The sequence below is a fragment of the Natronorubrum amylolyticum genome, assembly GCF_052040145.1.
Classification (GTDB): Archaea; Halobacteriota; Halobacteria; order Halobacteriales; family Natrialbaceae; genus Natronorubrum.
Window position 1 is genome coordinate 250,881 of record NZ_JBPPFW010000005.1, and the last position, 26,138, is coordinate 277,018.

The window sequence follows — 26,138 nt, forward strand, 5'->3', positions numbered from 1 at the left end:
CCACCCGAAGTTACCAAAACATCGAGGAGAAAGCCCACGACTTCAGTCGTATGGAGGATGTCAATATGACTTATTCACCACTCCGAATTAGGGTATTCACTTTCTCGCGTATTTGTTCGATTGTCTCGTGATTGCTGAGACTGGGGTTAATATCTGTGACTTTATCTGAGAATTTTCGAGAGAACTCAAGGACTGCTTCTTCCCAAGCCTGTTGTGTCACTACTGTAGTCCGAGAAATGTCTAATCGATTCTTTGGATTCTTTGCACCTTTCAGTGTGTGGCAGGCTGCGATTTCAACAGTGCTCTCATCGTACTTAGCGATCGATAACCACGAAGGTCCATCGTCAAAAGTAATGATTCCTCTATCATTAGAACGAATTGCTTCTATGGAATCCAACAAATCAAGCACGATAACACAGGCAGAACCCGTCACAACACCACGTGACCCACCATAGATGTCTTCACCAGCAGCTGACAATGACATATCTATCCAACGGTCGGGACTACCCTCGGAAACATGTTCTCGGTATTGTTTATCGTAGTGAAAGTTTATTTTCACGTTAGTATGTTGGTTAGGGGAAGTCATGTTGTATCGACAAACCCTCCTTGTCCATCATTTAGGTCGGGTACCCATCTCTTTACCGCACTTCCAGAGTTCGGATAAGCAGTCTCAATAGTTCCATCTGACAGCACTAAGACCTGCATGTCGTCAATTCCACTATTTGGATAGCCCGCGTCTACCGGTTCGAAATAATATCTTGTCTTTTGTCCCTGCTGGGTTGGTGTACCCCTTTTGATCGCGTCGTACGTCATATCTATGACCTCATTTTGTGAGATTGTATTCGGCATTCTCTCTCCTTTCACTTCTTTTCCAGTTGGGAAAATACTAGTTGCGTCTTTCTCGTCGATCTTCTGCGTTCCTCTAATATGCCTTGCTTCGATATGTGTCCATCCTCGATCAAGATCTCCATTTTCGAGCCATCGGACCTGAAACGAGCCACTCTCATCTGGCCCTCTGGCCATTAACCGTGTCTCAGACACGTCTCCGTTCCGAGCGACATGTACAAAGTCGCTCGCCTCGAGATCCGGATCGATATTCCGATACGAACCCGGATTCGCATGCCAGTCGACGAGCCGGTTTACTGACGCCTGATCCTGATCGAGCAACCGACGCACGTTATCCACGGTATCGAGTTCGTCGACGAACGTCCGCGTTGCACTCGAGTCCTGACTCTTTGAGATCCGTGCGCCCAGGGTTGCCTGCTCACTCGCCGAGAGATCGTCGACGTGCCGTCCGCCATCTGCCACCACGTGCGATTGACCTGCTTGGTCCTGGTCGTCCTCCCATCGCGCACTGCACGGTCGAAATCGATATCGTCGCCGGCCTTACGAACGGCCGTTATGATATTGCTCGCAGTCGAGACCCACTTGACAGTGCCTTTCGTTCCGAAAACGGTATCGAGAACGAGGTGGCTACCATACCCCTTGTAGTGGCCGATCGCGACCTGAATTCATTCCTATCAATCTCGTTCCGATTGAGTATCTTCGTGACTCGAGATTGTGCAGCAGTCGGCCGGATTGGACTGAGTAATTGCTCATCAGCCTCTTTGGTATCCTGAATGATAGCGCTTTGATCTTTACTTCTCCAGAACCTCTACGTCTTTCAAATACACATTCATTATTTTTTTTAATTCAACCCAGCTATTTGCTTCTGGGGAGAAGTTTGGCGCATCGTTCTTAAATATATGACAACAAATCAGCCCACACCCAACGTCAATACCGATAACGTATTTTTTGGCTGTGTTTTCATATATATTGGATATCTTACCTCGTAGTATAGTAATACCACACGTTTTTCCATGAGGTGTGAGTCTATATTCCTCATAGTTAATTTCATTCACTTTTTCAACATCACTGGCTTTTAATTTCACATCAACTTTCCTATCTATGAGTGAATCATCACAATACATATTCGCGTCAGATACACGTAGCTCCGTACCGGATGCTACCTTTAGGAAGATATCCTGTGTATACACTTTTCCCTGATACGTCGAGACTGGTTGTATATCAACTAGTGTTGCTTTCATCGTATATCACTCGGAATTACAGTGACAATAAAACCATTATCACCGACAAGAACGGATACATGTCTGCCATCCGATCCTGGGACTTGGTGCACAAAGAAGAGGGCCCCATCATCTGTGACAGGTTGGCCATTCTTTACGGCAGTCATAATTAACTCTTTTACATTTTGTGGATCAGAGTACTGGCTTCCATACCGTAGGAAGTCGTTTTGTGCACCTCCATCTGCCATCATATGGTTGTGTCGAATATGCTCCCAGCCCGCTCCACCTTCATCACGTATCCACTCGTCGCTTCGCTTTGTTGCGTCGCTGAGATCTCCTTTCTCTAACCACACACGATCAACAGCATTTCCATTGACGGTAGTTGGATTATTAGGACGAATAGCAGCTTGAATTTGCTGGATATCTCCGTTTCGCTGTGATATTGTTATTAGATCCTCGGGTGATAGTTCAGAATCAATATGACGATATTGGCCAGTAGTTAGATCACGGTTTTTATATATGTCTATCATTCGGTTCGTCGTGGCTTGATCTTGGTCCAGCAGGAATCGCAGATCCTCCACATCGTCGAGTTCGTCGACGAACGTCCGTGCTGCGCTCGGATCCGAACTCTTCGAGAGCCGTGCGCCCAGCGTCGCCTGCTCACTCGCTGAGAGCTCGTCGACGTGACGCAGTTCTTCTAGTTCACCAAGCGCCTGCTGTATTCCACCAGCAGTTTCGATCCCATGCTCTTCTCGAAGTTGTCGCGTGACGGCTGGCGCATCGATATTCGGGTTTCCTCCGTCAGTGACGATTCGGTAGGTAATCTGGCCCGTTTTCGTCTCCGGGCCATCGATCCGGCGAAGTCCCTGTGCGGCGTCGAAGTTGTCACCAGCGTCGTCGAGTACCCGCCGCACATCGTCGGCACTGGAGGCCCCCCGCAGCGCTCCCTTGGAGCCGGCTACCGTCTCGACGACAATGAACAGCGAGTATCCCTCGTACCAGCCGGCCGCGAACTGGCAGTACTCAGAGGCTACCGAGCCGTCGACATACTGGTCGATACAGTATTCGATGTCGTCAGTGGCCGTGTCGGTCGGCTGTGCTTCGGGATTGTCCCGAGCCTGGGTCTGGTGGATGCCCGCACCCATGCTGCGGGCGACGTCGATCCAGAACTCGTTTTCGGATCCGAGTTCGGGATCCTCTTGTGCTGCCATGTACTCCTCGGAGAACTCAGCGATCGCCTCGCCCAGTTGTTCGTGATCACCGACGAGGAGGCGAACGAAATCGGGAAGCTCCGCCCCACCGTGGGTGAGCCCCGACAATCGCCCCAGATCGCGCTGACTGGCCAGCGGCGCCTGTGTAGCGAGCCGTCCGGCCATCGATCGCTCGGAGCTAATGATCTCACCGCCGCTGTTGCCGACCTCGTCTTCGGCCGTCACGTCCGTCTCGGCTCCACGGAACTCCGTGAGAATCCGTTCGCCTTCGCCGTAGAACGAAATGTTCTCTTCTCGAACCTGCGACACTGACGGGTAGGTTTCCGAGAACTCGGTGACTCCGGATTGTCGGAGTTCGACACGATCGATCCCAAGCGAGTCGACGACGAGGATGTCGAACTCGTAGAGATAGCCGGGTCGATCAACATCGACCGGCGTCTCCCAATCACGGGGATCCTTGAATCCGATATCGAATTCGCCGTCGCTGTCCACACTGATATCCCCTTTCGTCCAGCTACGGTCCGAGTCGAGCAAAGACACGTCCGGCGGATCCGTGGAGAACACCGTCGGGTCCTCGTGTGGACGATCGAGTGCCTCGGTGTCGGAGATGCCATCGGCGATCGTCGTTACCTGTTCGGGGTCGGTCCCGAGGGCGAGTTCTTCAGCGTCGCTCAGTCCATTACCGCTGGTATCGGACACCAACGGATTCGCAGAAACGGTCCGCGGTTCGAAGTACGAGGATGTCTCACGGTCGTCTTCGGAAGCGGGCGTCTCCATCAGCTTCTGGGCATCGGTGGGATCCTCGATGACCTCAATCTCCCAGCCTTCGACCTGCTGTTTGTCCGTCAACCCGTCACCGGTCGTATCGATCCGTGCCGGATGTGACTCGGCGTAGGTGACCTGTGCAGTCAGTTTCGTTTCGTTGTTTTCCTCGTGAACGCGGTAGTTGATGTCGACCGTCTCGTTGTCCCGAATGCCGTCACCGCTGGTATCGAGAGCGATCGGATCGAGGTCGAGCGGTTCGCCGACGACGCCGGGTTCGCCGGTCGGCATCGAGAGGTCCATCTCGGCGACGAGATCGGGGATTCCGTCGCCGTTCGTGTCAGTCAGGCCGACGCCGGTCTCGTTCTCGGCGACGCGGTCGAAGGTGTCCGGCAGGTCCTCGGAGTGTTCGACGTGATAGAAGTCACCGTTCGCCTCGCCGGCGATCGCGCGGAGTTCGTTCTCGTCGATACCGCTCCCGAGTCCGATCGTACTGATGTCGATGTCCTTTTCGGCGGCCTCGCTCGCGATACCGACCGGATCGGAGCCGCGGTTTGTCCCGCCATCAGCGAGCAGGATGATCGTCTTCGAGCGGTTCTCCCAGCCGTTGGCCTCGAGTTCGTCGATCCCGTCTTGCAAGCCGGCACCGGTGTTGGTCCCGCCGCCGACGGAGAGTGACTCGATGCTGCTGTTCAGTTCGTCGTGATCGGTGGTCAGTCCCTCGACCAGCCTGGACGAGGACTCGAATTCCACGAGCGCGCCGCGTTCGTCGTCCTCGAACGCGCCGACGAACCGCTGGGCGGCTTCCCGGGCGTAGTGGATCCGGTCGCCGCTCATCGAACCGCTGACATCGATCACGAACGCGAAGTCCGCTTTCTCGATACTGCCTCCGTTACCGATGTCACCGTCGGTTTCGTTTCCGTCGAGCGTGATCGTATCGCTCGTCTCGTCCTCCCAGTCGTCGATCCAGAATACCGAGAAAAAGGAGAAGTGATCGACATCGGCGGTCGCGACGCCGGCGTCACGATCGATTTCGGTCTCTACGGCCGTCCAGGGCTCCTCACTGCGAGGGTCCCACGTCATGACCGAGAGGTTCCCGTCCCGCTCGAGGTCGGCTTCGTCGATCGGAATTTCGACGGTCGCCTCGTCGAACTCCTGCTGGCTCTCGATGCGAACTATCGGTCCGGCGCGGTACGCGTCGTCGGTTGCCGGCGTCTCGTCGGTCACCGAGATGTCGGTCTCGTGAAGGCCGTCACCGGCCACCTCGACGGCGACGCCGGCGGATTCGTTCGAGACCTCGACCTCCTGGAACTCGTCGGGGTCGGGTCGATCCCAGATGACGGCGTCTTCGTCGACCCGAATCTCCGCCGTTGCCTCGACCGTTCGATCGGCGTCGTGCGTCGACGTTGCGGTCACCGTGGCGTTCACGTTCGCGGGATCGGCACCGATGTCGACGAGCGTCACTCCGCTCGCGGTCGCACCGGCCGACTCGCCAGCGATCAGCGAGAGGTCGTCGGCCTCGCCGTTACCGTCGATCGTGACCGCGGCCTCGTCGTAGGCGTACGGACGGACGTCGTCGAGGGTCGCCCTGAGCGGAACGAGGATCGTGCCGTCGCGCTCGAAGGCCCGTTCCTGCGAAACCGAGAGAGTCGGTTCGGTGTTTTCCTCGACTCGATCGAGCGCCCGCTCGCCGTGTTTCCAGGCGTTCTCGAGGTGGGTCAGCGCTTCCGCGCGATCGGCCGGCTCAGCGTCCGTTCCGACGGTGTCGTCGGCTCGCTCGAGTGCGTCAATCGCATTCCCGACCTCGCTCTCGGCCGACTGTCGCTGACCGGGATTGCGGAACTCGTCGTCGGTTGCGGCGACGACGACCTGAGCGTCGACGACAGTGAGACGTGCGTTCCGATCGCTCGCCGTGTACAGTTCGCGGCTGATCTCGTCGACGATCGCTTCGTCGTCCTCGTCGACGGCGTCTGCAAGGTCTGCGAGCGATCGCTGGGCCTCGGCGAACTGCTCGAACGATTCCCGTGAGTCGGCGTACTCGAACTGCCGATACTCCTGCAACGAGGCGTTGATCGCGGCGACGGTCTCGTTTGCGGCCGTCGACGCAGCCTCGTCCTCGAGATCGAGGTCCCCGAGCCGTTCGGTTGCGTTTACTACCGCCTCGATCGACGTGTTCGCCTCGAGTTCCGGCACCGTCACGTTCGCGTCGCCGCGATCGTGTCCGGGCGGTCCATCACCGTGACCGGGTGGACCACCGCCGTTCTGTCCCGGTGGTCCGTCACCGTGACCGGGTGGGCCGTCAGCCTGCCCGAGTAATCCGGTCGATCGGTCGTTCACCGTGGTCGCACTCGGCCCAGTCGCGAGTGCTGGCATGGCGATCATCGAGGTCGCCATGAGGACGGCGAAGAATATTGCAACCCATTCCTGTCTAGTGTCCCACATACCCCGAGATATAATGGACAGTATTTAATTATTTATATAAAGGATAAAAATACTATTTTATTATCAGTCTAATATGGGTGGTATATTATAAATGCACTTCGGGAAGATAGTTAAAAATATAAACAATCCACACCAGGAATTTTCAGATTGTTACAATGAGCTAGAACCGGGACCGTTCCGCTCGTACTCGTCCCGGACTCGAGACCGTCTCAGACCGCCCCACTCAGAACTCTTCGGACGGCGGCGCGATTCCCTCGTCGCCGCCCTCGAGTTCGAACTCCTCGCGAACCTCCCGAATCCGGTCCCGAATATCGGCCGCCAGTTCGAACTCGAGGTTGCCCGCGGCCTCCTCCATCCGGTCCTCGAGTTCCTCGATGTAGCGGGCGGCCTCGGTTTCGTCCGCGAGGTCCTTGCCGGAGACGCTCGAGGTGTCCGTTTTGCTCCCCGGTAAGTTGGTCTCGCTGACGTCCTTTTCGATGGTCGTCGGCTCGAGGCCGTGTTCTTCGTTGTGCGCCTGTTGAATCTCTCGGCGACGCTGGGTCTCCTCGATGGCGGACTCCATCGCGTTCGAGGGCTCGTCGGCGTAGAGGACGACCTCGCCGTTGACGTTCCGGGCCGCACGACCCATCGTCTGGACGAGCGTGGTTTCGCTCCGGAGGAATCCCTCCTGGTCGGCGTCGAGAATCGCGACGAGCGAGACTTCGGGGATGTCCAGCCCCTCCCGCAGGAGATTGATCCCCACGAGCACGTCGATCTCGCCGAGTCGGAGCGAGCGGATGATCTCGTGGCGCTCCAACGTGTCCGTCTCGTCGTGCATGTACGCGACGTCAACGCCGGACTCCTCGAGATACTCGGTGAGGTCCTCGGCCATCCGCTTCGTCAGCGTCGTCACGAGGGTGCGCTCGTCGCGTTCGATACGGTCGTCGATGCGGTCCATGAGATCGTCGACCTGGCCGCTGGCGTCCGCGACTTCGATTGCGGGGTCGACGAGATGGGTGGGCCGAACGATCTGTTCGACGATCTGCTCGGACTGCTCCTGTTCGTAGTCGCCCGGCGTCGCCGAGACGTACAGCGTCTGGTCGGTCTTCTCCTGGAACTCCTCGAACGTGAGGGGGCGATTGTCGTACGCCGTGGGGAGCCGAAAGCCGTTCTCGACCAGCGAGTCCTTTCGGGACTTGTCGCCGGCGTACTGGCCGCGGACCTGCGGCAGGGTCACGTGGGACTCGTCGACCACGGTCAGGAAGTCATCCGGGAAGTAGTCGAGCAAAGTGTAGGGCGCCTCGCCCGACTCCCGATCCGAGAGGTACAGCGAGTAGTTCTCGATCCCCGAACAGTACCCCGTCTCCTGCATCATCTCGAGGTCGAACGTCGTCCGCTCGTCGATGCGCTGCGCCGAGATCATGTCGCCCGCGCGCTCGAAGTACGAAATCCGTCGGTCGAGGTCGTCCCGAATTTCGTCCATCGCGTTCTCGAGTTTCGTCTCCGGAATGGAGTAGTGCTCGGCGGGGTGGATCAGCACGGCCTGCTGGTCGCCCTGGGTCTTCCCCTCGAGCGGGTCGACCTTGACCATGCGGTCGATCTCGTCGCCCCACAGCTCGACGCGGACGGCGTAGCGGCCGTACATCGGGTAGATCTCGACGGTGTCGCCGCGAACGCGGAAGGTGCCCTGCGTGAAGTCGACGTCGTTGCGCTCGTAGTTCAGGTCGACCAGCCGTTTGAGCAACTCGTCGCGGCCGACCTCCTCGCCGACTTCCAGACGGAGGGACATGTCGATGTAGTTCCGCGGGTCACCGAGGCCGTAGATCGCGGAGACCGAGGCGACGACGATCACGTCCTCGCGCGTCAGCAGCGATCGGGTCGCGGAGTGGCGCAGGCGGTCGATCTCGTCGTTGATCGAGGCGTCCTTGTCGATGTAGGTATCGCTCTGCTCGACGTAGGCCTCGGGCTGGTAGTAGTCGTAGTAGGAGACGAAGTACTCGACGGCGTTCTCCGGGAAGAGATTTCGAAACTCCTCGTACAGCTGGGCCGCCAGTGTCTTGTTGTGGGCGATGACGAGCGTCGGCTTCTGGACTTCTTCCATCACCCAGGAGACGGTGTTGGTCTTCCCCGATCCGGTCACCCCGAGCAGGGTCTGTTTGTCCATCCCCGACTTGAAGCCCGCGGCTAACTGCTCGATCGCCTCGGGCTGGTCGCCCGCGGGGTCGAAGGGCGCGTCGACCTCGAACGGTCTGTCGACGTCGGGACGGTCCGGCTGGAGAGGGCCTCGAGTCTCACTCATTGTCGGAGTCAGGGGTTCGAAGCACTTTACGCGCTCGCATGTGGATCACGATCCGTCTTCGCGAAACCCGCACGTGGCCAATGCTCGCCCAATCGTTATGCGTCGTCTCGTGGTGGCCGGACGTATGACAGAACAACTCCAGCAGGCGCGCGACGATCTCGAGGAAGCAGCTAAATCCGCAGACGACGACGTCCGTGACGACATTCGCGAAACGGCCGAGGCCTTCGCCGACTACACGATGAGCGATACGGCACCCGACCACGCGATCCTCGACGAGCGACTCAACACGCTCCGACAGGTCAGCCAGCAGGCTGATGGGAACACCAAGGACAAGGTCGAGTCGGCCATCGAGACGACCGAGGACTACCGCGAGACGATCGATCAGGCCTGATCGGCCGTCGACGACCCGCCGACAGCCGACTCGAGCGCTTTCGATACCGGACGACTCGAGGCGCCAAGCCCCCCCTCGGCCCGGCGTATCACCGCACGACCCTTTTGCATCGCTCCGTAGAGGATCCGTCCATGAGTCACGCAGCCGGTTCATCGTGGGAGTACACGGTCATCGAACCGCCGCGCGGGCCGACGATGGAGGAAGCCGTCGACCCCTCGAAGGAGTTGAACGAGTTGGGCGCCGACGGCTGGGAACTGGCGTCGACCATCGAGTACACCGGCGGCGGGACGAAGTACCTCGTTTTCAAGCGACCCGGGAGCGCTACCGATGAGTGACGAGGTCAGCACGCAGGACACCATGCGCGAACGGGCCGACGAGAGTCGGCTCAAGCTCTGGTTGCTGCTCGGTGCGAACCGAACGGTCGTGACCGTCGTGCTCTCGGTCGTCTTTTTCGCCCTCTTCGTCGGCGTCGGCTCGCAGCTCGAGCCCCCGCTCTCGGTGCTGCTCGAGGAGCGCGGCGTGATCGAGACGCTGTTCTCGGCGATGATCGGGGCGCTCATCACCGGCGTCACGCTGGTCGTCACGATCAGTCAGCTCATCATCTCCGAGGAAAACGGCCCGCTCGGGGAGCAACACCGCCGAATGAGTGAGACGATGGATTTCCGGGATCACGTCACTGATCTTGTCGGGAAGCCGTCGCCGGCGGATCCGTCGTCGCTGTTACGAAATCTCATCAACGCTACCGACTCGCGAGCGGAGCAGTTTCAGGCGTCGGTCGATGGCGTCGATGATCGAGAGTTGGCCGACGAGGTCGAGGAGTTCACCGAGAGCCTCACCGGCAACGCCGACACCGTTCGCGAAAAGCTCGACGGCGCGCAGTTCGGCACCTTCGAGGTGCTGAACGCGGCCCTCGACTACAACTACTCCTGGAAGATCTTTCAGCTCGAGCGCTTAGAGGACGACTACGAAGACGCGCTAAACGACGACCATCGGGACGCCATCGACGAACTCCGAACGGCGCTCGTCATGTTCGGACCGGCCCGCGAGCACGTCAAGACGCTGTACTTCCAGTGGGAGCTGATCGATCTCTCGAGACTCATCCTGTACGTGGCGATTCCGGCACTGTTGGTCGCCGGAGGCGTGTTTACGTTCGTCGACGCGTCGACGGCCCCCGGCACGACCGCCGGCGTCGAGAACGTGCTGTGGATCGTCGCGGTCGGCTTTACGATCACGCTCGTCCCGTTTTTCCTCCTCACCGCGTACGTGTTGCGGATCGCGACCGCCGCGAAGCGGACGCTCGCGATCGGGCCGCTGATCCTCAGAAGCTCCCAGCGCTGATCCGGGTCGGTGGTCGTTTTCCGCCTGCTGGACGTGTTTTTCGTCCGCTGATTATCGTTTGCGCAGCGAGCGCTCGCTGGTACCGACATGGCATCCGCCGCGCCGAGTAGCGTCTCGAAGCCGTAGTCTTCGAACTGGTCGACTCCGTCCCGTCCAAGCGCCAGCGCCCGCTCCCCCAATACGCGCACGCTCGGATGTCGCCGGCGCTCTCGCTCATCTCACATTTATAGAAAATGGTGCGCAGATCTATTCCCGTCGATCCGATCCTGAACTATCGATACAACGTCCACAGCTTATTCATTGATCGAAGAAAGTAATAACATATGATATCATAACACACTTGATAACACTGGGATAACGCACGAGCGTATGTCAGAGCCTATTTCGCGACGACGACTTCTGGAGGCCACGGCGGCTTCCGGCGTCGCAGTCAGCGTAGCAGGATGCACTGGAAGCCTTCTCGGCGGGGACTCGGCGTGTGACGCCGGCGAAGGACTGATCGTCGCACTCTTCGAGGGCGAGTATGACGAGGCCGCCGAGTACTATCCCTACGAGTACTCGGATGAGGTTGACCGAGACGAGATCGCCGACATGTACGAGATGCTGTACTCGATGGGCGAACCCGGGGAACTCACCGCCATCTCGTGTGAGTGTTCCGAGTCGATCGACGAGGACGAACTCGAGGAAGCGAACGAGGACGACGAGTTCTCCGGCGAGATCGGCGACGCAAAGGAACTGCGATACGAGGCGACGATCGAGACCGACGACGAGGAAACCACCGAGTCATTGTACGCCGGTGCGATGGAGATCGACGGCGACTGGTACGCGTTCCCCGCCGACGGCTCGGACTTCGACCACTGCGACTGAGTCGGACAGCGGGAGCGTAAGACCTCGGTTTGTCCACCTGTTCTCGGAACTGTTCGAATCTCGCCCGGCCAGAACGTGGTCCAGTCCGCAGCCGACCGTCTCCTCGGCGATCGGAAGCCGACGGACCCGTACAAGCCGTCGCGTGGATGTGTGGGATACTCGCACGATCGTCACTTGGCGGGGAAGCGTCGGGCCAGCAGTGCTCTCGCGAGTGCTGTGAGCCGAGTCGGTCGAATGCGAGCTCCTCGAGTCGCTCGACGACGCTTCGACCCACACATGTTCGATCGGCGCAGCCGAGAATACGCACCCGAAACATAGATTTACCGACGGCAGACATACACCACGAATGACTGATAGCCGTCCTCCGGAGCGCGTACAATGATCGGTGCGGACGTTCCCGCAGGTGCGCTGGTGGTGTTCGGACTCATCGCCGTCGCGCTCGTACTGTTCGTCTCGGAACTCATCCCGAACGACGTGACGGCGATCGGGATCATCGTCGCGCTGGCCGTCCTCGAGCCGTTGACCGGCGTCGGTCACCGGGAGGCGATCTCGGGCTTTGCCAACACGGCGACGGTCACGATCGTCGCGATGTACATGCTCAGCGCGGGCATCCAACGGACGGGCCTCGTCCAGCGCCTCGGGCTCTCGCTCGCGGCGTTCACGAAGGGAGACGAAACGCGCGCGCTGGCGGCGACGGTCGCGACGACGGGGCCGATCGCGGGGTTCATCAACAACACGCCGGTGGTCGCGATCTTCATCCCGATGATCTCGGATCTCGCCGAGAAGACCGGCGTCTCTCCGTCGAAGCTGCTGTTACCGCTCTCGTACGCGGCGATCCTCGGCGGCACCCTGACGCTCGTCGGCACGTCGACGAACCTGCTCGCCAGCGAGTTCGCCGTCGACCTGCTCGGACGGGGCCCCATCGGCATGTTCGAATTCACCCTCCTCGGCGTCGTAATTCTGGCCGTCGGTCTCGGCTACCTCATGACCGTCGGCCGGTGGCTGACGCCCGCACGGATCCCGGTCGACGCGGACCTCGTCGAGGAGTTCGACCTCGAGGACCACCTCGCTCACGTCCGCGTCGGTGCGGATTCGGAACCGGTCGGACTCACGGTCGACGAACTCGAGGAGCGAACCGAAGCGGACGTTCGCATCCTGCAGGTCCGTCGGAACGGGGGCCACGACGTGCGACCCGAGAAGAACGAGCGCGTGCTCGAGTACGATGATGACGGCGCAGCGCCGAAAGACGACACCGCGCCCCTCGGTGAAACGGCCCGCGACCAGCAGCGCGCTCATGACGGGAGCGTCGAACTGCGAGCCGAAACCGACGCCCCCGTTGAGCGACCTCACCGGAGCGACGAGACGTTCGTCGCGATCGAAACGGACCGCCGAATCCGGGAGGGCGACGTGCTCGCGGTCCACGGCACGTTGCAGGCGATCAACCGTTTCGCCGGGAACCAGGGCGTCCACCAACTCCCCCGAAAGCCGGTCACTGAGGAGACGTTCGACGAGTCCGAGGATGAGGGGGTGCTCGCCAAAGCGATCGTTCCGCCGGAGTCGTCGTTCGTCGGGAAGACGCTCTCCGAGACGCGTCTCCGCGAGGTCTATCGGACGACCGTGCTGGCGATCCGTCGCGAGGGCGAGTTGCTCCGGACCGATCTCGGCGAGGTCCGGCTTCGGGCCGGCGACCTCCTTCTGGTTCAGACGGTTCCCGAAACGATCGAACACACGACCGAGACCGGCGATCTCGTCGTCGTCGACGAGGACGTTGTCGACCGCCTGCTCGAGGAGGGAGCCGACGACGTCGCGCCGTTGTCGCCGAAGACGCCCATCGCGCTCGGAATCATGGCCGGCGTGGTCGCCACCGCCGCGCTCGGTCTCGTTTCCATCGCTATCGCGGCGTTCGCCGGCGTCTTCCTCATGATCGTCACCGGCTGTCTGTCGACCACCGATGCGTACGACGCCGTCTCGTGGAACATCGTGTTCCTGCTCGCGGGGGTGATTCCCCTCGGCGCCGCCCTCGAGGCGACCGGCGGCTCCCAGATCATCGCTACCGCGCTGGTTTCGACCGCCGCATTCCTCCCGCTCGTCGCGGTCCTGTTACTGTTTTCCATCGTGACGGGACTCCTCGCGAACGTCATCACTCCCGTCGCGACGGTCGTGTTGATGCTCCCCGTGGCGGTCGACGCGGCCGGGAGCCTCGGCGCGGCGCCGTTCTCGTTTCTCCTGGTGGTGATGTTCGCCTCCGCGACTTCGTTCATGACGCCGGTCGGCTATCAGACGAATCTGATGGTCTACGGCCCGGGCGGGTACAAATTCACCGACTTCCTCAAAGTCGGCGGACCGCTACAGCTCCTGCTGGCGGTCGTGACGACGATCGGTATCGTTCTCATCTGGGGCGTTTAGGAACAGTGTCGGCTCACTCGAGGCGATCCAGCACCGCCTCTTTCTCGTAGGACAGCGAGAGCGACCGCGAACGCCCGCGGCCGTCGACGTCCGCGTAGTCGGCGTCGATCAGCCCTAACTGATCGAGTTTGTTGACGATCTCCGAGTAGCGCGTGTAGCCGAGATCGGTCCGGTCGCGGAACGCCTCGTAGACGTCGCCGGCCTGATCGCCGTCGTTGTGGGCGATCACCTCGAGCAAGGCCTGTTCGGTGTCCGTCAATCCGGAGAGGCTCCGGGAGAGGTTGATGTACTTCGATTTCTCGTAGGCGTCTTCGACGTCCTCCATCTCGACGGTGCGACTGGCGCGCATCTCGGCGTTCAGCCCGGCCCGTCGGAGCAGGTCGATGCCGACTCTGAGATCGCCGCTGTCGGCGGTGAGATCGGCGACGTGCTCTAACGTTTCTCGGGAGATGACGCCGTCGTGGAAGCCGCGTGTTACGCGTTCGGAGAGGATGTCGACGATCTCCGGCTGGTCGTACACCTGGAAGTAGACGTCTTCGGGCCGGAAGACGCTCTGGACTCGCGAGTCGAGTTCGTCGATGACGTCCAGTGCGGGATCGGAGGAGACGACGACGACGCCGATTTTCGCGCCCGGATACTCTTCGTGAGCGCGGAGCAGCGAGTACAGGGTGTCCGAGGCCTCGTTCTCGTAGAAGAGGTAGTTGACGTCGTCCAAGGCGACGACGAGCACCTTGTCCTCCTCGACGAGTTTCTCGGCAATCTGGCCGAACAGCTTCTTGAAGGAGATACCCGAAGAGGGCGGTTCGTAGTCGAACGTCCCCTCGAACAGCCTCGAGAACACCGAGTAGCGCGTCGCGTTGACCTGACAGTTGACGCGAATCGTCCGGACGTCGCTGGTCTGGGCGCCGACCTCGTCGAACAGTTTCTGAATGGACGTGGTCTTGCCAGTTCCAGGCGGTCCGCGGACCACGACGTTCAGCGGCCGCGACCCTCGAACTGCCGGACGCAACGCGTACGTCAGGCTCTGGGTCTGGCCCTCGCGGTGCTTGAACGTCTCGGGAACGTAGTCGATTTCGAAGACGTGTTCGTTCTTGAACACGGACTCGTCCCACGACAACATCCCCCCGTCGGGGTCATCCACCATCACTTTCACCACGCTCTCGTAGCTACTTAGTTCTTCGCAGCGAACCGAACGCGCCGCGTGAGGAGGTGCTGGACGCACGAGGCGTACTGTCGGATTACTCGTTCGCGGCGGCGATAGTAGCCACTGATCCGGGGGACGATTGTCTACAAACAAACCGGTAAATAACAGGTGTTCCCTAGACCTAGCGAAAATGCTTAACAATCATCGGTACAATGGCACTCATAGCGGGGTAATGTTCACGTTTCGTCCCTCTCCGAGGAACGATCCACACTCTCCAAACCGTTATCCCGCAATTATGTGACCGAGACAGCCCCTCTCGGGGCTGTATCGACTCGAACTTCATAGCCTGCCGTTCCCGCTGGTTCCAGCCGGTCACCGTCGGTCCGCTCGTCCTCCTCGATTTCGACTGACGATATCGGAGTCCTCACGGCCCGACCCGGCTCAGGCCAGTTCGATCCGTTCCATGCCGCGCTCGAGATCCGCCGAATCGATCCGGCCGCCGTGGGTCATCCGTACGTGCGCTCGGACCAATCGTTCAACCTCGTCGCGGCTGCTCGAACGGATCAGAAACTGGCAGCTTCCCTCCGAACAGTCGAATTGATAGGGCATAGCATAGCATCGGCCGTGGACGGTGGTAGGCATTGCACTTGCATAGTACAGATCGCCTGGAGCGATTTGCGGTCCGCAACGGCGAGTGCTTGCTCCTCTCAGAGCCAGCCCGTCCCGACGCGTTCGACGAGCCTCGAGTCGGCGCGTCGCCACGCGTCCGCCGCTCGATCGAAGACGGCCGTCGCGCGGTCGTTCGCGGCCTCGAGAATCGCATCCTCGTCGGCCGTGACGACGTCGCCGCCGTCGAGGACGAGGTCACCCTCTACGATCACCGACTCGACGACGCCGGCGTTCGCGCCGTAGACGAGGTTCGGCACCGCGGTGTGCAGGGGCCGCGAGACGGTCGGTGCCGTCGAGGGGTGATCGAGATCGCAGACGACGAGATCGGCTCGTTTGCCCGCCTCGAGCGAGCCGACTCGATCGTCGATACCGAGCGCGCGGGCCCCCTCGATCGTCGCGACGCGAAGCGCCACCCAGGCCGGAAACGCCGTCGGATCCCCGCGTTCGGTCTTCGCGAGCAGCGCCGTCGTCCGAAGCTCCCGCAGGAAGTCGTGACCGCCCGGTCCCGGTGCCTGATCGGTGCCGATCCCGGCGATCCCGTCGTGTTCCCGGTACTCGACGATCGGCGGCGTGACGCCGTCGATGGCCGCGATCGAACTCGGGTTCGCGACCATCCTGACCCCCGCCGCGGCGAGTCGCTCGCGTTCGTCGGCCGTCGCGCCGTGCAGGTGGGCCGCCAACAGCCGCTCGGAGACGAGTCCGAGCTCCTCGAGCACCCCGACGGTCGTCTCGCCCGCGCCGTAGCGTGCCTCGATCTGGCGGCGTTCGCGCTCGCCCTGTGCGACGTGCATGTGGATTCCGCGGTCCCGTTTCGCGGCCCGGTCGCGGATCTCCTCGAGGAGCGCCGACGGAACCATATCCAGCGCTTGCGGGCCGTACAGACACGAGACGCGCTCGTGGTCCGCGTAGCGGTCGAACAGCGCCTCGGTTCGCTCGAGCGCGCTCTGTCCCCGTTCCTCCTCGAGCGGATACGGTTCGTCGGGGCCGAGATCGCTCGCGTCGTCGCCGACCGCGTTGATCGTCTCGGCGGCGACGACGCGGACGCCCATCGGCTCGTAGACGTTCTCCACGAGTCCGCCGACGTTCGTCGCGTACTCGCCGACGGTTGTCACCCCCGAACGAAGCGCCTCGAGGACCCCCAACCGGGCGCCGGCGACCCGGTCATCGGCGGTCATCGCGTCCGCAAGCGGCCCGAGCGAGCGGTTCATCCACTCGATCTCGGGGACGTCCTGTGCGCCCCCGCGGAGGAGGGTGAGGTCGGTGTGTGCGTGGCAGTTCACCAGTCCGGGCATCGTCACTTTGCCCGAGCCGTCGATCGTTCGGTCGGCAGCGCCGTCGAACTCGCTCGAGGGGCCGACGAACGCGATCTCGCCGCCGTCGACGGCGATCGTCGCGTCCCCGAGTACGCCGAGTCGATCGTCCGCCATCGTGAACGCGAGCGTGTTCGTGATCGCGAGGTCCATAGCTCGGCCCACGAGCGCTGCTCCCAAAAGCAGTCTCGAGTCGGCAATCGTCGACCGACGTCAGAGACGCCCGCTGCCGACTCTGCCGACTCAGTCGAACTTCTCGAGCAGCCGATCGTAGAAGACGGGTTCGGCCTCGCCGGTCGGCGGCTCTCCGCCGTTTGCCGCCACCGGTTCGCCGGCTTCGTTCGCCAACTTCTCGACGATCAGCTCCGGCGTCGACCGCGCGAGGTGGTCTTTGACCGGGGATCGGTTCACTTCGAGTTCGCCGTCCACCAGCCCGACGGCCTCGATGCCGTCGATCGTCACCGCGAAGTCGGCCATCTCGCGGATCTCGCCCGCCAGGTGGGAGACGAAGACGGCGGTCGCGCCGTTGTCGGAGAGCGCCTCGAGAATGCCGGCGATGATCTTCGCGGACGCGCCGGGTTCGGTGATGCTCTCGAGTTCGTCGACCAGCACGAGCGAGCCCTCGCCGCCCTGTGCGAGGTCGGCGAACTCCCGGACGGTGGACTCGAACGCGCCCGCGTCGAGCGTCCCCTGGGTCTTCGCGTGATAGTGCAGGTCGTCGAACCGTCGCAGCCGCACTCGTTCGGCGGGAACGGGCAGGCCCATGTGGGCCAGCACGACGACGCTTGCGACCAGATCCAGCGTCGACGTCTTCCCGCCGCTGTTGACGCCGGAGAGCAATGCTACGCCCGACACCTCGTAGTCGACGGGATCGATTGCCTCGAGCGGTTCGTCGAGCAGCGGCGAGCGACCGCCCTCGATGGCGAAGCCGACCGCGTCGTCGGCATCGCTGTGGGAAGTGTCCTCGGCAACGAACTCGGGCATCGTACACTCGAACTCGCGAGAAAACCGGGCGATCGCCAGCTCGACGTCGAGCTCGAGGGCGTCCCGAACCAGCTGTCGGGCATCCTCGCGCTGGTCGGCGAGATCGGCCGCGAGGTCGCGCTTGAGCCGACCGGCGCGTCGCTCCTTCGCCGCCGTCAGCTCCTCGCGCAGCCGGGAGACGACGGCCTCGTCGCGCTCGACGGGGAACGTCGGTTCGTCGCTGAACGCCCGGCGGGCGATCTCGGCCTCGCCCTGATCGAGATCGATCGCGTCGACGAGGTGGTCCCGAGCCGCCTCGACGGCCGCGGCGTACTCGTCCGCCAACTCCCGCGAGAGCAGGGAGTCGACGCCGGCGCCGCGTTCGACCAGCGAGAGCAGATCGGCCCCCTCGATCGTGACGTCCTGTTCGCGAATCGCCTGTCTGAGGTGGTCGTTGGCCACGTTCTCGGCTGCGCTTGCCGCCGCGTCGAGGTCGTCGACCGCCGTCGTCAACCGATCGAGTTCGTCGTCGCCCGCGACGGTGCCGTCCTCGTCCAGTCGCGCTAAGCCGTCCTCGAGGGCTTCGAGGTCACAGGCCGGCTCGAGGCCGGCCGCCTGGTGGACCTCGACGGCGGCCTGCAGTCGGTCTCGATTGCGCGCGAAGAAGGCCAACGGTCGCTCGGGGACGACCTCCGCGGGGTTCTCGAGCGCGTCCGGCCGAACCTGCACGTCGCCCTCGACGGTGACGCCGGCGAACGATTCGTCGAGCGCGAACACCGTCGAGTAGCCCCGCGCGAGTTCGGCCAGCCCCTGTGCGTCCTCGACGACCTCCACGGAGAGCTCCGGGATCGCCTCCCGCGCCTCTGAGTAGCGTTCGGCGTCTGTCGTCGCAAGACAGCGCTCCCTGACCCGGACGTCGCCGGGCTGTCGGAGCGGTTCCACGCCGTCGAGGGCCTCGAGCACGTCATCATCGTAGTCGCGCTCGACGGCGTCGCTCGCGAACGCCTGCACCTCTTCGATACGGGATCGCCGCGGACTGGGGTAGATCGTCTCGAGTCGCTGGGCGGCGTAGTCGGTGACGGTTCGCGCCTGGAGCAACGCGAGGACGTTCCGGTAGACCTCGCGCGCCCGATCGGTCGCGAGGAAGCCGCCGGGATCGTCGTGTTCCTGCCGGATCGCGCCGCGCGCGATGCGCGCGGCCCGCCCCTGGGTGATCCCCGGCGCGGTCGCGATCGTCGCGACGTCGCCGCTTCGCAGCGCGCGCTCGGGTTCCTCGAGCGCGTCGAGCGCCCGAGCCGTCTTTTCGCCTACGCCCGGGATCGACTCGAGGTCCATAGCTTCGTGACGAGCGTATCAAACCGGAGCGAGAAAAAGTTCCCGCCCGGTGGTCGAGACTCGACATGGTCGCGTGACGCACGACACCTGGCACTCGACGTCGTCTATGGGAGTCGCTACCGAGAGGAACAACTGAAACGATTTCTCGTGGCCATCACAGCGGCTGATGGTGTCGTTGCACTTTTATACGGCCGGGTGGCGACCGACTACGTACGCAGACGAACCGGCGACCCGGTCGAACAGGCTCGGATCGGTGGCGGCCAGCGGGGTCGGCGCGGAACGCGAGTCCGGGACGCCACGAGTGAATCTATGGAATACGACCGAACCGATCTCTCCCTCGACCGCCTCGAACTGCTCCGGATCTACGGCTACGGGCTCTGTATGGGTGCAGCGGACGCACTCCCCGGTGTCTCCGGCGGCACCGTCGCGCTCCTGCTCGGGTTCTACGGGCGACTGATCGCCGCCGTCACCGCACTCACGCCTCGTCGAGCCGCCGCCGTCCTCAGGGGATACCGGTCCGACCGGCGACCTCGAGCGTTGGAGGCCCTCGTCGAGATGGATCTCCAGTTTCTGATCCCGCTGGGTATCGGGATGGTCACTTCGGTCGTGCTCATCGCTGGGACCGTCTCGTCGCTCGCGGCGTCCCATCCGGTCGCCCTCTTCGGCTTTTTCACCGGTTTGATCGCTGCCTCGGCGATCGCCCTCGGTCGGAGCCTCGAGTGGTCGTCGTCGAAACACGTCGGCGTTGCGATCGCGGGCGCGACGCTCGCGTTGCTGGTCGCCGCCGACATCGTCCAGTTGCCCGGCGGCGGCCGCGCCGTGATCTTCGTCGCCGGCGCGATCGCGATTAGCGCGATGATCCTGCCGGGAATCTCCGGCTCGCTGATCCTGATCCTGCTCGGGCAGTACGTCTTCCTCTCCTCGGAACTGAGCGCGTTCGTCCGCGCGCTCGGTGAGCTCGTCACCGGGGGGTCGATCGGGGCCGCCGTCGGTCCGGGAACGACCGTCGCACTGTTCGTCGCCGGCGGCCTCGTCGGCCTCGTGACGATCGCTCGCGTCGTCCGCGCTGCACTGGCCCGTCAGCGCGAACTGACGCTCGTCTTCCTGGTGAGTCTCATCGCCGGCTCGGTGCCGGCTCCGTTGCACAACATCGGCGAGACACACGCCTGGACCACGGAGACGATCGCGCTGACGGCCGCGTGGGCGCTCTTCGGCGCGATCGCGCTGTTCGCCCTCGAGTACCTCGTCGGCGGCTTCGATCCGGAGTGATCGGGCGGCTGAACCCACCGATCGACACGCTTGCGCGCTCCGGGGGGTTCGTTATCCAGTCGGCTTCCCAAGGACACGTATGATACTCAAGAAACTCCTCGGCTCGACGGCGACGCGGTCGCTGACGGTCTTCTCGGTGCTCTTCGAGGCGAAGAAGGCGTTCAGCGAGGGCCGGCGAACCCGCGCGCTCTTGTTGCTCGGCGTCGCCGTCCTCGCCTGGAAGTGGATGCTCGTCGGCTTGGCCGCACAGGGTCTCCTCAAACTGCTTCGCGGCGGGCGCTCGTCGAACTCGAGTCCGGCGTAGCCGTCCAGATCGTTTACCTCCGGTTCGATCGGTCGATTGCAGGTCGGCGACTGCGCCGGACTCCCGTTCGGCGAAATCGATTTGAACCGTCGTCCACACGAGAAATCGGCTCACCAGTCGTGAACGCAACGGCCTCGAACCGAGCGGCGCAGGTTCCGTTTCGCGTCTCGGATCGATCGTCGACGCTCGCTGATCGACCGACACTGCTATTTTCGGCTCGACCCAACGTCCACCAATGGAATCGCCGACGATCGTCGTCGTTCGAAGCGAGGTCGACCCCGACGCCGAGTACCACTGCGACGCGCTCGCAGGATTCGTCTCGAGCGCCGCCCCCGGCACCCGAGAGATCGATTACCCCGCCGGCGAGCGTCCGGACCTCGAGCGCGCGGACGGCGTCGTCCTCACGGGGAGCACGGCGGGCGTCTACGAGGTCGACGAGCGGCCCTGGATCGCCGACCAGCAGCGCCTCGTCCGCGAACTGATCGACCGCGAGATCCCGACGCTCGGGGTCTGTTTCGGCCACCAGGTCGCCAACGCGGCGCTCGGCGGCACCGTCGAACACGTCGGGACGACCGCGCGGCCCGTCGACGCCGACCTCGCCGACGACCCGCTCTTCGACGGCGTCTCTTCCGTCGTCCCCGTCACGCACGGTGACGTCGTCACCGAGGTCGGTGACGAGATGGAAGTCATCGCCTCGGCCGACTACTACCACGCGTTCGCAACGCGCCACCGAACGGCCCCACTGTGGACCGTCCAGTTCCACCCCGAGTTCACCGCCGACCTGCGCGAGCGACTCGCGGCCGATTTCGACTGGACGGAGGACGACCACGGCTTCGAGGACGTGAACGCGACTCGTGTCATCGAAAACTTCGCGTCGATGGTCGCGGACTCGAGCGACTCAGACGAGTAATCACGCGTCAAGCGTCGACTCGAGCGTCGCTACGAGTCCGATTCTCCGCCCGCGAGCGCCGACTCGAGCGTCTCCGCCGCGTCGAGAACCGTCGCGTCGTCGAACCGCGAGCCGACGAGCATCAGCCCCACGGGGAGCCCGTCGACCTCGCCGACTGGAACGCTGACCGCGGGGTGGCCGGTCCGGTTGAACGCGGTCGTGTTGGCGGGGACTTTCTCCGTTTGCAGCCGATCGTACTGATCCAACTCGGGCTCGTGTTCGGGCGCGGTCCGCAGCGTCGTCGGCATCGCCAGCAGGTCGTGCTCCGCCAACAGCGCGTCGTAGCGCTCGGTGAGTTCGACGACGAGGTTCATCCCGTCGGCGTAGTACCGCGAGTGGTAGGCGTCGTTCGTGTAGGCACCGACGAGGAGGGAGAGTTTGAGCGGGGCCGGGAAGTCGTCGGCCTGTACCCGCCGCGCCGAGCCGAAGAACTCGATCCAGGAGGTGTTGTACCAGGCCTTCCAGCCGTGGCCGAGCCCCTCCCCGATCATCGCGTCGAGCAGGCCCTCCGCCGTACAGACGGTGTGGATGTCCTCCGCGTCGCGGTGCATCGGTTCGGAGACGTCCTCGAGGCTCGCCCCTTGCTCCTCGAGTGTCTCGAGGCCGCCGTGGACGCGCTCGAGGACGCCCTCGTCCGCGTCGGGATGGTCGAACCCCTCCTGGAGCAGCCCGATCGAGAGCTCGGACGCGTCACCGTCGAGGTTTTCGTGGTAGGGTTCGACCGGGACGGGGCTCGCGTCTCGCAGGTCGCGTTCGTTGCTCCCAGCGATCACCGAGAGGATTCGTGCGGCCGTCTCGACGTCCCTCGCCATCGGTCCGGGATGGTCGATGGCGTGTGCGAGACCGATACAGCCCGTGTAGGGAACCAGTCCGTAGGTCGGCTTGTGGCCTACCACACCACAGAGTGCGGCCGGAATTCGGACGCTCCCGCCCTGGTCTGAACCGATCGCGGCGTCAGCCTCGCCCGTCGCGACGACGACGGCGCTCCCGCCGCTCGAGCCCCCCGCGAGGCGGTCGTCGTCGTGGGGGTTCGTGATCGTCCCGAAGGCGCTGTGGCCCGTCGTCGTCATGGCGAAGTCGTCCATGTTCGCCTTGCCGGTGATGTCCGCGCCGGCCTCCAGTAGCCGGGTAACGATGGTCGCGTCGACGTCTGGGACGTAGCCCTCGACGACCTGCGAGCCGCAGGTCAGCTCGACGCCGGCGACGCAGACGTTGTCCTTGACAGCGATCTCCATCCCGTCCAGTTCGCCGCCGTCGTCGCCGGCCACGTAACAGCGGCTCACCCACGCGTTGTGTGGATTGTCTTCGTCGGGGACGCGAACGCCGGCGCTGCGCTCGCGGCGTTCGCTTCCGCCGAGACGCGAGACGGGGTCGTACGAGCGGACCGTCTCGTAGGCCTCGGCCCGTTGCTCGGCCATCTCGGCGAAGAACTCGAGTTCCTCGTCGGTGAGATCGAAAAACAGCGAGTCACCGAGCGCGCGGAGGTCGTCTTTCGTCGGCGGTCGAATCGGCATACTGTGGCCGACACCGCGAGCGACAAAGGGCGTAATCCTCCGCTCGGAGACTGTCGAACGCTCGTGAAAATCGATCAGCGCCGCCGGATCGAACCTGAGGTGGTGGCCACCTGTCTCATACGGTTTGCTGTACCGATTTGCCGGTGGGACCGTCGGACGGGTCACGGGCCCACCGGAACTGACGCATAGCAGACAGTATCAGTCGTCGCTCGTTGCGTTCGCGGCGCTCGAGGTCGCGGCCGGGTTCTCGGAGACGAACCAGCCGTCTTCGGTCGCGTTCTCGGCGATTTCCGGCTGGAACACCCAGGCGGTCAGCGCCAGAATCGGGATCATGGTGAGCGCGACGACGGCGTACCCCATGTGCAGGTTCGGGAGGAACGGCGCGGCGAACAGCAGCGGGTAGACCGAGCCGCCGACGGTTCCGATACCGCCGACGATGCCGGCGACGGAGCCCGAGTTGTCCGGGAACATCGCGGGCACCTGCGCGAAGATCGCTCCCTCGGAGAACGCACAGCCCACGCCGACGAGGAAGCCCGCGGCCACGGCGATGTAGATGTTACCGGTCAGTCCGGCAGCGGTCATCCCGAACAGCGCGAGAACGACGAAGGCCATCGTCGCGAACGTCCACTGCTCGCGGTAGCGTCCCTCGAACCAGGGGAGGATGTCTTTCTCGTTGCGGGCCATCACGTCGCTGATGTAGCCACCGAGTGGCCGGAGCAATCCGGCTGCGATCGAGAACGTCGCCGCGAACGTCGCCGCGATGACGAGGTCGCCCTGTCCGAACCCTTCGCGGTAGTAGGTGCCCAGCCAGCCGTTCATCGCGACCTCGAGACCGAAGGTCATGATGTACGCCGCCGAGAGTACGACCGCGCCGTGGCGGGTGGCGATGTAGATCCACTGCTGGAGGCTGACGCCCTGTTTGGCTGCCTGGCGTCGCTCCTCGGTCTTCGCGGCGTCACCGACCACGAAGTAGATAATCCCGAGCACGATGGCGATGACGCCGGTGTAGAAGAACGCGGCGCGCCAGTTCGACGCGAACAGCGCGTCGGAGTAGCCGTCACCGAAGATCCGCGGGAGCGTGAAGTACGCGCCGAGGCCCGCGCCGGCGTTCCCGACCCCGGCGAAGATCCCCTCCGCGAGACCGAGATTCTCCTCTTCGAACCACTGGGCGACGTGCTGAATGCCGATGACGAAGGTGATCCCCGCCAGCGAGGCGATCACGCGCGAGATGGTGAAGATCTCGTAGTTCGGTGCGAACGCGCTGATGATCGAGAAAATCCCGACAATTACCAGCGTGAAGCCGGCAGTGACCGGCGCGCCGAACTTGTCCGTGAGCGGACCGATGATGATCCGGCCGAGCGGGACGGCGATGACGGCCGCACTCGAGACGAGCCCCAGTTGGGCCACTGAGAGTCCGTACTCGTCCGCGATCTCGCCCGTGAACGGGGCGAACGAGAACCAGATCACGAACCCGAGGTTGAACATCGCCGTCGCGAGCAGCAGGTTGATCCACTTGCGGTCGATCATACGTCTCCCTCGCGTTCTGTTTCGTCACTTGGGCGACCGATCGACCGACCGGGCGCGCCGGTGGTCGCCGTCTCTCGCGTTTGGATGACGGCCCGCTGGCCGTCTCCGGATCGTTTACCCGTACAGACACTCTCCAAAGGAGGTCCGCAAACGTCTTTTCTCTCCTTGATTTTGTGACCGATTGACCTCATATTACGAACGACTCTGGATGCTCGAATCCATATAAGCGTATTTCTTAGTCGGACCTAACAATAATACGCAGTGGGCATTACATTAGACCCTTCTGCTGACCCTTAAGGACGTGACAGATGTCGCTATTGCCGGGAGAAACAACCGAATTTTTTCTACGTACTCAGAAAATTAGACATTCGGAACTCGAGGGGTGGCGAACGAGAAAACACGATCGTCGGCACGTCACTCCTCGAGGTGTTCGATCCCTTCCTTCGAGACGTTCGCTTCCGTGATCTCGTTGGGCATCCAGTCGGGCTTGTCGTCGGGGGCCGTCTCCTCCCACGCCCAGCCTTCGTAGATGTGTACTTTGCTCGTCCCTTTCTCTCGTAGTCTCAGCTCTACGCGTTCCGCGTCGTCTTCACTCGAGCCGGGCTCGAGTCGTCGGGCCGCCTTGAGGGCCGCCTGACGGGGAGTGTTCCCCGAGAAGACGCTCGACTCGTCGCCGCCCGACTCGCGCAGTGCAAAGTTTCGTTTACCGTCTTCACGTACCATGGTTTTCGACTCCATGCTACTTCAGCACACGATCCGACATAAAGATATCCCCGAAAACCGACCGACTGCGCCGGTATCTTTAAGTGTATGGCCTACGCCATTTTCCCGCAATATCTGCAGCTGTCGTCACAACAGCGGCGGCGGACCGAATTCGCCGGTCCCATGCGTGACACGGTCACTCGTCGAGGCGTCGAAAACACTTAAGTATATCCTACGGCGAAGTTCGTCATAGAATCCCGCGATGGTACGGAAAAAGAAGCTGAGTCCAAGCGGCGCGAAAGACGAAGACGGCAACTATCACAACGTCCACCTCAATCTCCACGAGGACGAACTCGAGGTCGCGGGCATGGATATCGGTGATGAAGTCTTCGTTCGAGTTCGTGACGGGAAGATCATCATCCAAAAAGCGGACGAAGAGGACGTCGAACACGAATTCTAAAACGACCTTTTACTCTGCAGTCTGTTGCGCTGGCGGCAGCGTAGCTGCCACACAGCGCAATGTCCTTCGGTAAAAGCTCGATCAAAAGCACTCCTCCTTCCGTTCCGTGACGCTTCGCGTCACTCCACATCAGTCGTCGGCCCGCTCACGGCTTCGCCGTTCGCGGTTTCGAGGCGGCACTGCCGCCTCGCTTCGCTCGCTCACTTCGTTCGCTCGCGGTACAACACGTCG

21 protein-coding genes are annotated in these 26,138 nt (G+C 62.6%); 9 read left to right on the forward strand and 12 right to left on the reverse strand.

Annotated elements, in window-relative coordinates:
* Nucleotides 1-70: 70 nt before the first annotated feature.
* The 5 genes from ACSFDB_RS19060 to uvrB all read right to left on the reverse strand — a co-directional run bounded on the left by ACSFDB_RS19060 (nt 71) and on the right by uvrB (nt 8,759).
* Nucleotides 71-586: a hypothetical protein gene (locus ACSFDB_RS19060; RefSeq protein ID WP_440772485.1), complete on the reverse strand. Its 516-nt coding sequence runs from the start codon at nt 584-586 to the stop codon at nt 71-73.
* On the reverse strand, nt 583-1,308 hold the full coding sequence (locus ACSFDB_RS19065) for a hypothetical protein (protein WP_440772486.1): 726 nt from the start codon (nt 1,306-1,308) through the stop codon (nt 583-585). The genes ACSFDB_RS19060 and ACSFDB_RS19065 overlap by 4 nt, the downstream gene beginning before the upstream one ends.
* Nucleotides 1,309-1,637: 329 nt before the next feature.
* Nucleotides 1,638-2,087, reverse strand: coding sequence for a hypothetical protein (locus ACSFDB_RS19070; protein ID WP_440772487.1), 450 nt, complete (start codon nt 2,085-2,087; stop codon nt 1,638-1,640).
* Entirely contained in the window at nt 2,084-6,481 is a 4,398-nt protein-coding gene (locus tag ACSFDB_RS19075; RefSeq protein WP_440772488.1) for a VWA domain-containing protein, read from the reverse strand. Before ACSFDB_RS19075 ends, ACSFDB_RS19070 begins: the two co-directional genes overlap by 4 nt.
* Before the next feature lie 223 nt (nt 6,482-6,704).
* Nucleotides 6,705-8,759, reverse strand: coding sequence for an excinuclease ABC subunit UvrB (uvrB, locus tag ACSFDB_RS19080; RefSeq protein WP_440772489.1), 2,055 nt, complete (start codon nt 8,757-8,759; stop codon nt 6,705-6,707).
* 124 nt (nt 8,760-8,883) lie between these two features.
* Here uvrB and ACSFDB_RS19085 point away from each other — a divergent pair, with 124 nt between their 5' ends.
* From ACSFDB_RS19085 to ACSFDB_RS19105, 5 genes are all read left to right on the forward strand, one after another.
* Nucleotides 8,884-9,150 carry a DUF7553 family protein gene (locus ACSFDB_RS19085; RefSeq protein ID WP_090312055.1) on the forward strand — a complete coding sequence of 89 codons (267 nt, stop codon included), beginning with the start codon at nt 8,884-8,886 and terminating at the stop codon, nt 9,148-9,150.
* Between the two features lie 131 nt (nt 9,151-9,281).
* Nucleotides 9,282-9,485: a Sp36 family protein gene (gene sp36 / locus ACSFDB_RS19090; RefSeq protein ID WP_440772490.1), complete on the forward strand. Its 204-nt coding sequence runs from the start codon at nt 9,282-9,284 to the stop codon at nt 9,483-9,485.
* Nucleotides 9,478-10,488 carry a DUF7972 family membrane protein gene (locus tag ACSFDB_RS19095; RefSeq protein ID WP_440772491.1) on the forward strand — a complete coding sequence of 337 codons (1,011 nt, stop codon included), beginning with the start codon at nt 9,478-9,480 and terminating at the stop codon, nt 10,486-10,488. Before sp36 ends, ACSFDB_RS19095 begins: the two co-directional genes overlap by 8 nt.
* 369 nt (nt 10,489-10,857) lie before the next feature.
* On the forward strand, nt 10,858-11,355 hold the full coding sequence (locus tag ACSFDB_RS19100) for a twin-arginine translocation signal domain-containing protein (RefSeq protein ID WP_440772492.1): 498 nt from the start codon (nt 10,858-10,860) through the stop codon (nt 11,353-11,355).
* A 378-nt stretch (nt 11,356-11,733) separates the two neighbouring features.
* Nucleotides 11,734-13,761 (forward strand): SLC13 family permease, encoded by a 2,028-nt coding sequence (locus ACSFDB_RS19105; protein WP_440772493.1) that lies wholly within the window; start codon nt 11,734-11,736, stop codon nt 13,759-13,761.
* A gap of 13 nt (nt 13,762-13,774) precedes the next feature.
* Here ACSFDB_RS19105 and ACSFDB_RS19110 read toward each other — a convergent pair whose 3' ends face one another.
* From ACSFDB_RS19110 to ACSFDB_RS19125, 4 genes are all read right to left on the reverse strand, one after another.
* Complete coding sequence (locus ACSFDB_RS19110) at nt 13,775-14,905, reverse strand: ORC1-type DNA replication protein (RefSeq protein WP_090312061.1); 1,131 nt, start codon at nt 14,903-14,905, stop codon at nt 13,775-13,777.
* A gap of 441 nt (nt 14,906-15,346) precedes the next feature.
* A complete protein-coding gene (locus tag ACSFDB_RS19115; protein WP_440772494.1) occupies nt 15,347-15,514 on the reverse strand; it encodes a DUF1059 domain-containing protein in 168 nt (55 codons plus the stop codon).
* Nucleotides 15,515-15,612: 98 nt separating this feature from the next.
* Nucleotides 15,613-17,037: an amidohydrolase family protein gene (locus tag ACSFDB_RS19120; protein WP_440772495.1), complete on the reverse strand. Its 1,425-nt coding sequence runs from the start codon at nt 17,035-17,037 to the stop codon at nt 15,613-15,615.
* 90 nt (nt 17,038-17,127) lie between these two features.
* On the reverse strand, nt 17,128-19,182 hold the full coding sequence (locus tag ACSFDB_RS19125; protein WP_440772496.1) for a MutS-related protein: 2,055 nt from the start codon (nt 19,180-19,182) through the stop codon (nt 17,128-17,130).
* Between the two features lie 309 nt (nt 19,183-19,491).
* Here ACSFDB_RS19125 and ACSFDB_RS19130 point away from each other — a divergent pair, with 309 nt between their 5' ends.
* The 3 genes from ACSFDB_RS19130 to ACSFDB_RS19140 all read left to right on the forward strand — a co-directional run bounded on the left by ACSFDB_RS19130 (nt 19,492) and on the right by ACSFDB_RS19140 (nt 21,665).
* Nucleotides 19,492-20,451, forward strand: coding sequence for a DUF368 domain-containing protein (locus tag ACSFDB_RS19130; RefSeq protein WP_440772497.1), 960 nt, complete (start codon nt 19,492-19,494; stop codon nt 20,449-20,451).
* A 79-nt stretch (nt 20,452-20,530) separates the two neighbouring features.
* Nucleotides 20,531-20,755 (forward strand): hypothetical protein, encoded by a 225-nt coding sequence (locus ACSFDB_RS19135; RefSeq protein WP_440772498.1) that lies wholly within the window; start codon nt 20,531-20,533, stop codon nt 20,753-20,755.
* Nucleotides 20,756-20,990: 235 nt separating this feature from the next.
* Entirely contained in the window at nt 20,991-21,665 is a 675-nt protein-coding gene (locus ACSFDB_RS19140) for a type 1 glutamine amidotransferase (protein WP_440772499.1), read from the forward strand.
* 29 nt (nt 21,666-21,694) lie between these two features.
* Here the strand turns inward: ACSFDB_RS19140 and ACSFDB_RS19145 are convergent, their stop codons facing one another.
* From ACSFDB_RS19145 to ACSFDB_RS19155, 3 genes are all read right to left on the reverse strand, one after another.
* On the reverse strand, nt 21,695-23,218 hold the full coding sequence (locus tag ACSFDB_RS19145) for an amidase family protein (RefSeq protein ID WP_440772500.1): 1,524 nt from the start codon (nt 23,216-23,218) through the stop codon (nt 21,695-21,697).
* A 198-nt stretch (nt 23,219-23,416) separates the two neighbouring features.
* Nucleotides 23,417-24,745 (reverse strand): MFS transporter, encoded by a 1,329-nt coding sequence (locus tag ACSFDB_RS19150; RefSeq protein ID WP_440772501.1) that lies wholly within the window; start codon nt 24,743-24,745, stop codon nt 23,417-23,419.
* Nucleotides 24,746-25,159: 414 nt separating this feature from the next.
* The gene (locus tag ACSFDB_RS19155; protein ID WP_090312173.1) at nt 25,160-25,468 is read right to left on the reverse strand and encodes a non-histone chromosomal MC1 family protein; all 309 of its coding nucleotides are present in this window, start codon (nt 25,466-25,468) and stop codon (nt 25,160-25,162) included.
* A 241-nt stretch (nt 25,469-25,709) separates the two neighbouring features.
* On the opposite strand from ACSFDB_RS19155, the gene ACSFDB_RS19160 reads away from it, so the two are divergent.
* A complete protein-coding gene (locus tag ACSFDB_RS19160) occupies nt 25,710-25,907 on the forward strand; it encodes a SymE family type I addiction module toxin (protein WP_090312084.1) in 198 nt (65 codons plus the stop codon).
* Nucleotides 25,908-26,138: the final 231 nt, after the last annotated feature.

Bases quoted from the DNA above. Each gene is read 5' to 3' on its own strand.
- ACSFDB_RS19060 (WP_440772485.1), bottom strand. From the start codon at position 586: ATGACTTCCCCTAACCAACATACTAACGTGAAAATAAACTTTCACTAC.
- ACSFDB_RS19070 (WP_440772487.1), bottom strand. From the start codon at position 2,087: ATGAAAGCAACACTAGTTGATATACAACCAGTCTCGACGTATCAGGGA.
- ACSFDB_RS19075 (WP_440772488.1), bottom strand. From the start codon at position 6,481: ATGTGGGACACTAGACAGGAATGGGTTGCAATATTCTTCGCCGTCCTC.
- uvrB (WP_440772489.1), bottom strand. From the start codon at position 8,759: ATGAGTGAGACTCGAGGCCCTCTCCAGCCGGACCGTCCCGACGTCGAC.
- ACSFDB_RS19085 (WP_090312055.1), top strand. From the start codon at position 8,884: ATGACAGAACAACTCCAGCAGGCGCGCGACGATCTCGAGGAAGCAGCT.
- sp36 (WP_440772490.1), top strand. From the start codon at position 9,282: ATGAGTCACGCAGCCGGTTCATCGTGGGAGTACACGGTCATCGAACCG.
- ACSFDB_RS19095 (WP_440772491.1), top strand. From the start codon at position 9,478: ATGAGTGACGAGGTCAGCACGCAGGACACCATGCGCGAACGGGCCGAC.
- ACSFDB_RS19100 (WP_440772492.1), top strand. From the start codon at position 10,858: ATGTCAGAGCCTATTTCGCGACGACGACTTCTGGAGGCCACGGCGGCT.
- ACSFDB_RS19105 (WP_440772493.1), top strand. From the start codon at position 11,734: ATGATCGGTGCGGACGTTCCCGCAGGTGCGCTGGTGGTGTTCGGACTC.
- ACSFDB_RS19110 (WP_090312061.1), bottom strand. From the start codon at position 14,905: ATGGTGGATGACCCCGACGGGGGGATGTTGTCGTGGGACGAGTCCGTG.
- ACSFDB_RS19115 (WP_440772494.1), bottom strand. From the start codon at position 15,514: ATGCCCTATCAATTCGACTGTTCGGAGGGAAGCTGCCAGTTTCTGATC.
- ACSFDB_RS19120 (WP_440772495.1), bottom strand. From the start codon at position 17,037: ATGGACCTCGCGATCACGAACACGCTCGCGTTCACGATGGCGGACGAT.
- ACSFDB_RS19125 (WP_440772496.1), bottom strand. From the start codon at position 19,182: ATGGACCTCGAGTCGATCCCGGGCGTAGGCGAAAAGACGGCTCGGGCG.
- ACSFDB_RS19130 (WP_440772497.1), top strand. From the start codon at position 19,492: ATGGAATACGACCGAACCGATCTCTCCCTCGACCGCCTCGAACTGCTC.
- ACSFDB_RS19135 (WP_440772498.1), top strand. From the start codon at position 20,531: ATGATACTCAAGAAACTCCTCGGCTCGACGGCGACGCGGTCGCTGACG.
- ACSFDB_RS19140 (WP_440772499.1), top strand. From the start codon at position 20,991: ATGGAATCGCCGACGATCGTCGTCGTTCGAAGCGAGGTCGACCCCGAC.
- ACSFDB_RS19145 (WP_440772500.1), bottom strand. From the start codon at position 23,218: ATGCCGATTCGACCGCCGACGAAAGACGACCTCCGCGCGCTCGGTGAC.
- ACSFDB_RS19150 (WP_440772501.1), bottom strand. From the start codon at position 24,745: ATGATCGACCGCAAGTGGATCAACCTGCTGCTCGCGACGGCGATGTTC.
- ACSFDB_RS19155 (WP_090312173.1), bottom strand. From the start codon at position 25,468: ATGGTACGTGAAGACGGTAAACGAAACTTTGCACTGCGCGAGTCGGGC.
- ACSFDB_RS19160 (WP_090312084.1), top strand. From the start codon at position 25,710: ATGGTACGGAAAAAGAAGCTGAGTCCAAGCGGCGCGAAAGACGAAGAC.